The sequence below is a fragment of the Variovorax sp. P4_D9 genome, assembly GCF_056401695.1.
This window is the reverse complement of record NZ_JBFUIU010000419.1, coordinates 1-7,970: the sequence shown is the minus strand read 5'-3', so window position 1 is coordinate 7,970 and position 7,970 is coordinate 1. Positions and strand designations below refer to the sequence as shown.

Sequence of the window (7,970 nt, the reverse complement as noted above, 5' to 3'; positions counted from 1 at the left end):
CGAAGGCGCCGAGCGCGTAGTGCTCGCCGCGCTTGGGCACATGGCCCATCTCGTGCGCAATCAGGCCGCCGATGGTGTCGAACTCCTCGCTGAGCGCCTCGGCGAAGGTGATGCCGAAGGCTTCGGCGACGCGCTCGATCGGCGTGTCGCCCGCCACGCGGTAGGTGTGGTCGGCGAGGCCGAAGATGTCGCCCTCGTCCTCGGGGATGTCGAACTCGTCCTCGATCTCGCCGACGATCTGTTCGAGCACGTCCTCGATGGTGATCAGGCCGGCCACGCGGCCGAACTCGTCGATCACCACCGCCAGGTGATTGCGGTTGCCGCGGAACTCGCGCAGCAGGTCGTTCAGGCCCTTGCTCTCGGGCACGAAGGTCGGCGGCCGCAGCAGCGCGCGGATGTTCAGGCCCGGCGCCCGCTGCAGCTTGAGCAGGTCCTTCGCGAGCAGGATGCCGATGATGTTTTCCTTCTCGCCCTCATAGACCGGAAAGCGCGAGTGGGCGGTATCGATCACCAGGTGCAGCAGCGCGTCGTAGGGCGCGTCGATGTTGACCAGGTCCATCCGCGGCGCCGCCACCATCACCTCGCCCGCGGTCATGTCGGCCATGCGCAGCACGCCTTCGAGCATCACGCGCGACTCGGCGCCGATGACGTCGTTGTCCTCGGCGTCAGCCAGGGTCTCGATCAGTTCGTCGCGGGAATCAGGCCCGGGGTGAATGAATTCGGCGAGCTTCTGGAGAAAGCTGCGCTTGTCTTCGCGTTCGACGGGCGCGCGATCAGGGTGAGGGTCGGCCACTGCGGGAGGGCGAAGTTGCGGAACCCAGAGGATACCGGAAAGCGATTATTCGCCGTCCGGCGCGCGCCTCAGGGAGAGGAGCGGTCGCGCGCGGCGCGCACGCCGCGGCGGATTTCCTGCACTTCGGCCAGGAAGGACCAGAACTGCTTGGCCCGGGTCTTGAGCTGGTAGTCGACCTGCGCGAAGTGCTGCAGCGCGATCTCGCTCATGCGGCTGTCGAAGGTGGCGGCGGGCAGTTCGAGGTGGGCCTCGGACTCGGAGCCGCTGCGCACCACGGTCGCGCCGGCGTTGCGCGCGATCTTCAGCATCGCGGCGTTCTCGCTCAGGGCATGGATGAACAGCATGCCCACGCCTTCGTTGCGGGCGACCACCACCGCACGCTCGAACAAGCGCGCACCGTAGCCGCGTCCGCGGGCATGCACTGCGACCGAGACGCCGAACTCGGCGCAATCCTGCTGCTGGTCGGCCGGCGCGAAGGCCAGGTGGGCCATCGCAATCAACTCGAGCCGGCGGTTGTAGATGCCGAACATCTCGTCGCGCTCGAAATCGAGCCCGTCGACGTAGCGCTGGACTTGTTCATCGGAGGCGGCGTAGCCGAAACGAAGGTAGCGGTCGTGCTGCGGCAGGGCCAGCAGGTGTTGGGCGATGCGGTCACGCTCGCGCGGGCCGATCGAACGGATCGGCACCATGACGGGGTGCGGCGCGGCGGGGTGCGGCGCGGCGGCGCGCGGCTGCGCCTCAACCATCGGCGCCTTCAGGAACGAGCCGACGCCGAGTGAGGCTGTGAGGAGGGCCTTGGCGGTAAGCATGCATCGAATATAAGGGTTTTCCCTAAACCTTCAAGCAGGTGGGGCTTGTCCGGCCGCGCATCTGTGAACAACTGCCGCTCCAGGCATATCGGCAGCCGATGCATGTTGTTACAGGGGCACGGCCGTCGTCGCCTTGACGCGGTCGAGCACGAAACTGGTCTTGCAGTCCTGGACGCTGGGGTGCTTGAGCAGGGTGTTCATGATGAAGCGGCTGTAGTGGGCCATGTCGGCCACCACCACGCGCAGCAGGTAGTCCATCTCGCCGGTCAGCGCCGCGCATTCGACGACCTCGGGCCAAGTCTGCACGCTGGCCCGAAACAAGTCCATCGGATTTCGCTTGTGGCTTTCGGTCAGCTTCTCGAGCCGCACGTTGAGGTAGGCGGTGAGCCCCAGCCCGACCGCCTCGGGCTTGACCAGGGCGACATAGCGGTCGATGACCCGGCTTTCCTCCAGCCGCTTGACCCGCCGCAGCACCGCGCTCGGGGACAGGCTCACCTGCTCGGCGATCTGGTCGTAGGTGGCACGGCCATCGGACTGAAGCGTGCGCAAAATTTGCCGGTCAATCTTGTCAAGTGCATCCATTCCGCAGATTTTGCAGTTTTCCTGTGTTGAATGGCACCACCGAGCCCAAAAACGCCGAAATCATGAGCTTCGGCGCTTTTACAGTTCCATACGGACGCCGTACCGCCACGGTCGCACACTGAATCCCCACGGAGATCCAACCATGAGCACCACCGACACCGCCGCCTTCACGCCCTGGGAGAACCCGATGGGGACCGATGGCTTCGAATTCATCGAGTACGCCGCCCCCGATCCGGCCGCCATGGGCCGCGTCTTCGAGCAGATGGGCTTCAAGCCGATTGCCAAGCACCGCCACAAGAACGTGCTGCTGTACCGCCAGGGCACGATCAACTTCGTCATCAATTCGGAGCCGGATTCCTTCGCCCAGCGCTTCGCGCGCCAGCACGGTCCGAGCATCTGCGCAATCGCCTTCCGCGTCCAGGACGCCAAGGCCGCCTACGAGCGCGCGATCGGCCTCGGTGCCTGGGGCTTCGCGCCCGGCGCCGGCCCGGGCGAGCTCAACATCCCGGCCATCAAGGGCATCGGCGACAGCCTGATCTACTTCGTCGACCGCTGGCGCGGCAAGAACGGCGCCCAGCCCGGCGACATCGGCAACATCGGCTTCTACGACGTCGACTTCGAGGCGCTGCCGGGCCTCTCGGCGGCCGAGGCGCTGGCGCCCGAAGGCCACGGCCTCACCTACATCGACCACCTGACGCACAACGTGCACCGCGGTCGGCTCAAGGAGTGGGCCGACTTCTACGAGCGCCTGTTCAACTTCCGCGAGATCCGCTACTTCGACATCGAGGGCCAGGTCACGGGCGTCAAGAGCAAGGCCATGACCAGCCCCTGCGGCAAGATCCGCATCCCGATCAACGAGGAAGGCAACGAGAAGGCCGGCCAGATCCAGGAGTACCTCGACAACTACCACGGCGAGGGCATCCAGCACATCGCGATGGGTTCGCGCGACCTCTTCCATACGGTCGATGCACTGCGGGCTTCGGGCGTGAAGCTGCTCGACACCGTCGACACCTACTACGAACTGGTCGACAAGCGCATCCCGGGGCACGGCGAGAACGTGGCCGAGCTCAAGAAGCGCAAGATCCTCGTCGACGGCAAGAAGGGCGCGTTGCTGCTGCAGATCTTCAGCGAGAACCAGCTGGGCCCAATCTTCTTCGAGTTCATCCAGCGCAAGGGCGACGACGGCTTCGGCGAAGGCAACTTCAAGGCGCTGTTCGAGAGCATCGAGCTCGACCAGATCCGGCGCGGGGTGCTGGCCGCCGCACAATAGGCGCCCCATCCCACTCTGGAGCCTCCATGCGCCTGACGTCCCCGCTTCGTTCCCTTCTCTGGATCGCCGTCGCGGCGCTGACGCTCGGAGGCTGCGCGATGGCACCGCCCCAGGGGGCCGCGCCTTCGCGTCTGGATGCCGTGCAAAAGGCCGCCGTAYTGCGCATTTGCACGCCGGGCGACTACAAGCCATTCAGCTTCCAGAAGCCCGATGCGAGCTATGAAGGCATCGACGTCGACCTCATGGGCGGGTTTGCCGCCAGCCTCAACGCGAAGCCGGAGTGGGTCAAGACCACCTGGGCCAATCTGCTGCCCGACCTCCGGGCCGGCAAGTGCGACATGGCCGTCGGCGGCATTTCGGTATCGACCGACCGGCAGAAGCTGGCCTTCTTCAGCAGCGCCTACATGGTCAACGGCAAGACGCCGATCGCGCGCTGCGCCGACGTCGCCAGATACCAGACGGTGGCGCAGATCGACAAGCCCGAGGTGCGCGTGATCTTCAATCCGGGCGGCAGCAACGAGCGTTTCGCCCGGGCCAACTTCAAGCAGGCCAAGCTCACGATGCATGGCGAGAACGTCACCATCTTCGACGAGATCCTGGCCAACCGCGCCGACGTCTTCGTGACCGAATCGGCCGAGGCGATCACCCAGCAGAAACTCAAGCCGGGCCTGTGCGCGATCAATCCCGACAAGCCGCTGCAGTACGGCGAGATGGCTTGGCTGCTGCCGCGCGACGACGTCGCTTTCAAGGCCTATGTCGACCAGTGGCTGCACCTGTCGCAGGCCGGCGGCGACTTCCAGCGCGCGATGGACCGCTGGCTCAAGTAGGCCGGTCGCGCCGGCCGGGGGTCAGTCGTCGAGGAGCGCCAGCGCCTCGCGCCGGATCCCGGCATCGAAGGCCATCTGGACGTGGCCACGCCCGGCGGCGAGCCGGTTGTCCGCACCCGGCAGCGAGGCGACCGAGGTCGGAAACACGATGTTGTCGCTGTTCGAATACCAGCAGGTGAAGGGCACCTGCTGCACGCTGGCGCGCTCGCCGTCGATGCGCTGCAGCCACTCGCCGCCCATGCGCATCTGGCGGCCATTGGCGGTGCGGCCGAAGCGTGCAAGCCAGGTGCCGCGGTGCGGCGTGCCGAGGGTCACGATGCGGTGCACGCGCGTGCCATTGCCGTCGCGCAACCAGGCGCGGGCCGCGAGGCCGCCCATGCTGTGGCAAATCAGCAGCGGCGCTTTTCCCGTGGCCGCGGTCACGCGTGCGACCGCGACCTCGATGGTCTGCACATAGCGGTCGATCGAGCCGAACACGGGCTCGAGGTCGACCGCCACGAAGGCACGGTCGGCGGCGCGCAGCTCGCGCAGCCACGGATTCCAGAATGCACGATTGCAGACGAAGCCGTGGATCAGCACCGCGCCCCGGCGCTGGCCGCGYGGCAGGTGGTCGGGCACGGCGCGCCAGCGAAAAGGCTGCTGCCAGCAGAAGACGCGCGGCGCCGCGGCGCTTTCCGCCAGCCACGCCTTGACGCATTGAAAGGCGCTGGCGCGCGGCACCGGGTCGCTCGCGCCGACGCAATAGCAGAGCGCGAACTCGAGCGCGAGAAAGGCCGCATGGGAACAGGTCAGCACCAGCATTCCGGCGAGCGCGATGGCCGGCGACCGGCTCCACCAGAAGCTCGTCCACGCCACCGCAAGGAGCAGCCAACCGATCACCAACCATCGCTGAGCACGTGCAACCATGGGCCAACTATCTCACGCGAATCAGACGCGGCCGGCAGTACCCTAGGACAAGCCCGCTGGCGGCCGGGCGCAGGTCGCTCCGACAATCCGCGCCATAGGAGATTGCATGCAGACATCCGTGCTTCAGAGCTATCCGGCCGGCGTGCCACACGAGGTCCACCCGGAGCAATACCGGTCGCTCGGACAACTTTTCGACGAATCGTTCAAGCGCTATGCCGAGCGGCCCTTCTCGGTCTGCATGGAACAATGGATGTCCTACGGCGAGCTCGACACGCTGTCGAATGCGATGGGTGCCTGGCTCCAGTCGCTCGGGCTCGAACCCGGTGCGCGAGTCGCTGTGATGCTGCCCAACATTCCGCAATTCGCGGTCACCATCTGCGGCGTGCTGCGGTCCGGCTACACCTGCGTCAACGTTAATCCGCTGTATACGGCGCGCGAGCTCGAGCACCAGCTCAAGGATTCGGGCGCCACGGCCATCGTCATCCTCGAGAACTTCGCCACCACGCTGGAGCAGGTGATCGATCGCACGGCCATCAAGCACGTGTGCGTCACATCGATGGGCGACCTGCTGGGCGGCATGTACGGCGCCTGGATCACTTTCGCCGTGCGGCACCTCGCCAAGATGGTGCCGCCCTACAAGATCGCCCTGACCGAAGGACGCACCGTGACGCCCTTCTCCCAGGCGATCGCGGCCGGTCGCGGCCGGTCGCTGGCGGCCGACCCGAGCACGCTCGACTCGATCGCCTTCCTGCAATACACGGGCGGCACCACCGGACTGTCGAAAGGCGCGGTGCTCACGCATCGCAACATCGTCGCCGCAACGTTGCAGGCCGAGGCCTGGTTCTCGCCAGCGCTGGCCCGCGCGGGCGACCTATCCAAGGTCAACAGCATCGCGGCGCTGCCGCTGTATCACATCTTCGCGCTGACGCTGTGCCTGCTCGCGATCCGCCAGGGCTCGCACCTCACGCTAATTCCGAATCCACGCGACATCGGCAAGTTCATCGTAGTGCTCAAGAAGCGGCCTTTCCACATGTTCCCCGCGGTCAACACGCTCTTCAATGCGCTGCTGGTCCACCCGGAGTTCAAGACTGTCGACTTCTCCCAGCTGTTCGTCTCGCAGGCCGGCGGCATGGCGGCCTCCGAGGGCACCGCGCGACAGTGGTTCGAGCTCACGGGCTGCCCGATGATCGAGGGCTGGGGCATGAGCGAGACCTGCGCCATCGGCACAAACAACCCGGTCACCAGCACCGGCTACAGCGGCAACATCGGCCTGCCGCTGCCGGGCATCGAGATCGCGATCAAGGACGACGAGGGGCGTTCGCTGCCGGCCGGCGAGGCCGGCGAGCTTTGCATCAAGGGGCCCAACGTGATGGTCGGTTACTACAAGCAGCCGGCCGAGACCGCTGCGGCCTTCACGGCCGATGGCTTCATGCGCACCGGCGATATGGCGGTGATGCAGGACGACGGCTACACCCGGATCGTCGACCGCAAGAAGGACATGATCATCGTCAGCGGATTCAACGTCTACCCGAACGAACTCGAGAACGTGATCTCGCTGTGTCCCGGAGTCGTCGAATGCGCGGCCGTCGGCGTGCCCGACCCGAAGCAGGGCGAGGCGATCAAGGTCTTCGTCGTCCGCAAGGATCCGGCGCTGACCGAAGAGGCCGTGATGCGCTACTGCCATGACCAGCTGACCGGATACAAGCGGCCGAAGCAGGTCGAATTTCGCGATGCGCTGCCGAAGACCAACGTCGGCAAGATCCTGCGCCGCGAACTGCGGGCAGGCGCGCAGTCTTGACGGCGGACGGCGGCCTGCCCGCGCAACTCCAGGTCTTCGAACGCGGCTGGCTCTCTGCCAACAACGTGCTCTTCAGGGGGCGCGAGCAGACGGCCGTGGTCGATACCGGCTACCTGACCCACGCCCCGCAGACCGTGGCGCTGATCGAAGGCGCGCTGGCCGGACGGCCGCTCGATCTGCTGCTTAACACCCATCTGCACAGCGACCACTGCGGCGGCAACCAGGCGCTGCAGCAGCGCTTTCCGGCGCTGCGCAGCCTGATCCCGCCCGGAGAGGCCGAAGCGGTCCGCGCCTGGGATGAAGATGCCTTGAGCTTCCGGGCGACCGGCCAGCGCTGCGCGCGTTTTCATTTCGAGGGCCTGCTGGAGCCGGGGCAAGAAATCCGGCTCGGCGACCTGCCTTGGGAGATCCATGCCGCGAAGGGCCACGATCCGCATTCAGTCATCCTGTTCGAGCCTGGCTCCAGATCTCTGATCTCCGCCGATGCACTCTGGCAGAACGGGTTCGGCGTGGTCTTCCCTGAACTGCAGGGCGAGGCTTCGTTCGAAGAGGTGGGCGCGACCCTCGATCTGATCGAGTCCTTGGGCCCGCTGCACGTGATTCCCGGGCACGGAAGCGTCTTCCATGACGCCCCTGCGGCCCTGCAGAAGGCCCGCAGCAGGCTCGACAGCTTCCAGCGCGATCCGGTCAAGCATGCACGCCACGCGGTGAAGGTGATGCTGAAGTTCAAGCTGCTAGAACTGAAGACGATTCGCCGAGGCGAATGGAGCGCATGGCTCGCGCAAACGCCTTATTTCGCGACCATCCACACGCGCTTTTTCGGCCACTTCTCGCTGGAAGAACTCGCCTCTGAAATCCTGGACGAACTGGTCAGGGCCGGCGCCGCGACTTGCGACGCATCGCATATCCACAATCGCTGATTGGCGCGGCACAAAGCAAAACGCCCAGCCTTTTGAGGGGCTGGGCGGATTGGGCTGTAAGAGCC

General features: G+C 66.0%; 8 protein-coding genes. 4 read left to right on the top strand and 4 right to left on the bottom strand.

All coding sequences use genetic code 11. The features are described from left to right. The 3 genes from AC1DY5_RS33470 to AC1DY5_RS33460 form a co-directional block, all read right to left on the bottom strand. Positions 1-793 (bottom strand): HlyC/CorC family transporter (locus AC1DY5_RS33470; RefSeq protein ID WP_478118522.1); only part of this gene is annotated, 793 nt, incomplete at its 3' end. A gap of 68 nt (positions 794-861) precedes the next feature. Beyond that, positions 862-1,602, bottom strand: a complete 741-nt coding sequence (locus tag AC1DY5_RS33465; RefSeq protein ID WP_478118521.1) for an N-acetyltransferase family protein — start codon at positions 1,600-1,602, stop codon at positions 862-864. 108 nt (positions 1,603-1,710) lie between these two features. Then, the gene (locus AC1DY5_RS33460) at positions 1,711-2,184 is read right to left on the bottom strand and encodes an Lrp/AsnC family transcriptional regulator (protein WP_478118519.1); all 474 of its coding nucleotides are present in this window, start codon (positions 2,182-2,184) and stop codon (positions 1,711-1,713) included. A 142-nt stretch (positions 2,185-2,326) separates the two neighbouring features. On the opposite strand from AC1DY5_RS33460, the gene hppD reads away from it, so the two are divergent. Together hppD and AC1DY5_RS33450 are read left to right on the top strand one after the other, a co-directional pair. Next, positions 2,327-3,454: a 4-hydroxyphenylpyruvate dioxygenase gene (hppD, locus tag AC1DY5_RS33455; protein WP_478118517.1), complete on the top strand. Its 1,128-nt coding sequence runs from the start codon at positions 2,327-2,329 to the stop codon at positions 3,452-3,454. Positions 3,455-3,480: 26 nt separating this feature from the next. Then, positions 3,481-4,281, top strand: a complete 801-nt coding sequence (locus tag AC1DY5_RS33450) for a transporter substrate-binding domain-containing protein (protein ID WP_478118515.1) — start codon at positions 3,481-3,483, stop codon at positions 4,279-4,281. A 21-nt stretch (positions 4,282-4,302) separates the two neighbouring features. Here the strand turns inward: AC1DY5_RS33450 and AC1DY5_RS33445 are convergent, their stop codons facing one another. Further along, on the bottom strand, positions 4,303-5,187 hold the full coding sequence (locus tag AC1DY5_RS33445; RefSeq protein WP_478118513.1) for an esterase/lipase family protein: 885 nt from the start codon (positions 5,185-5,187) through the stop codon (positions 4,303-4,305). A 106-nt stretch (positions 5,188-5,293) separates the two neighbouring features. On the opposite strand from AC1DY5_RS33445, the gene AC1DY5_RS33440 reads away from it, so the two are divergent. Further along, the gene (locus tag AC1DY5_RS33440) at positions 5,294-6,985 is read left to right on the top strand and encodes an AMP-binding protein (RefSeq protein WP_478118511.1); all 1,692 of its coding nucleotides are present in this window, start codon (positions 5,294-5,296) and stop codon (positions 6,983-6,985) included. Beyond that, entirely contained in the window at positions 6,982-7,905 is a 924-nt protein-coding gene (locus tag AC1DY5_RS33435) for an MBL fold metallo-hydrolase (RefSeq protein WP_478118509.1), read from the top strand. The genes AC1DY5_RS33440 and AC1DY5_RS33435 overlap by 4 nt, the downstream gene beginning before the upstream one ends. Positions 7,906-7,970: the final 65 nt, after the last annotated feature.

Coding starts and splice junctions, on each gene's coding strand:
- hppD (WP_478118517.1), top strand. CDS start 2,327: ATGAGCACCACCGACACCGCCGCCTTCACGCCCTGGGAGAACCCGATG.
- AC1DY5_RS33440 (WP_478118511.1), top strand. CDS start 5,294: ATGCAGACATCCGTGCTTCAGAGCTATCCGGCCGGCGTGCCACACGAG.
- AC1DY5_RS33465 (WP_478118521.1), bottom strand. CDS start 1,602: ATGCTTACCGCCAAGGCCCTCCTCACAGCCTCACTCGGCGTCGGCTCG.
- AC1DY5_RS33460 (WP_478118519.1), bottom strand. CDS start 2,184: ATGGATGCACTTGACAAGATTGACCGGCAAATTTTGCGCACGCTTCAG.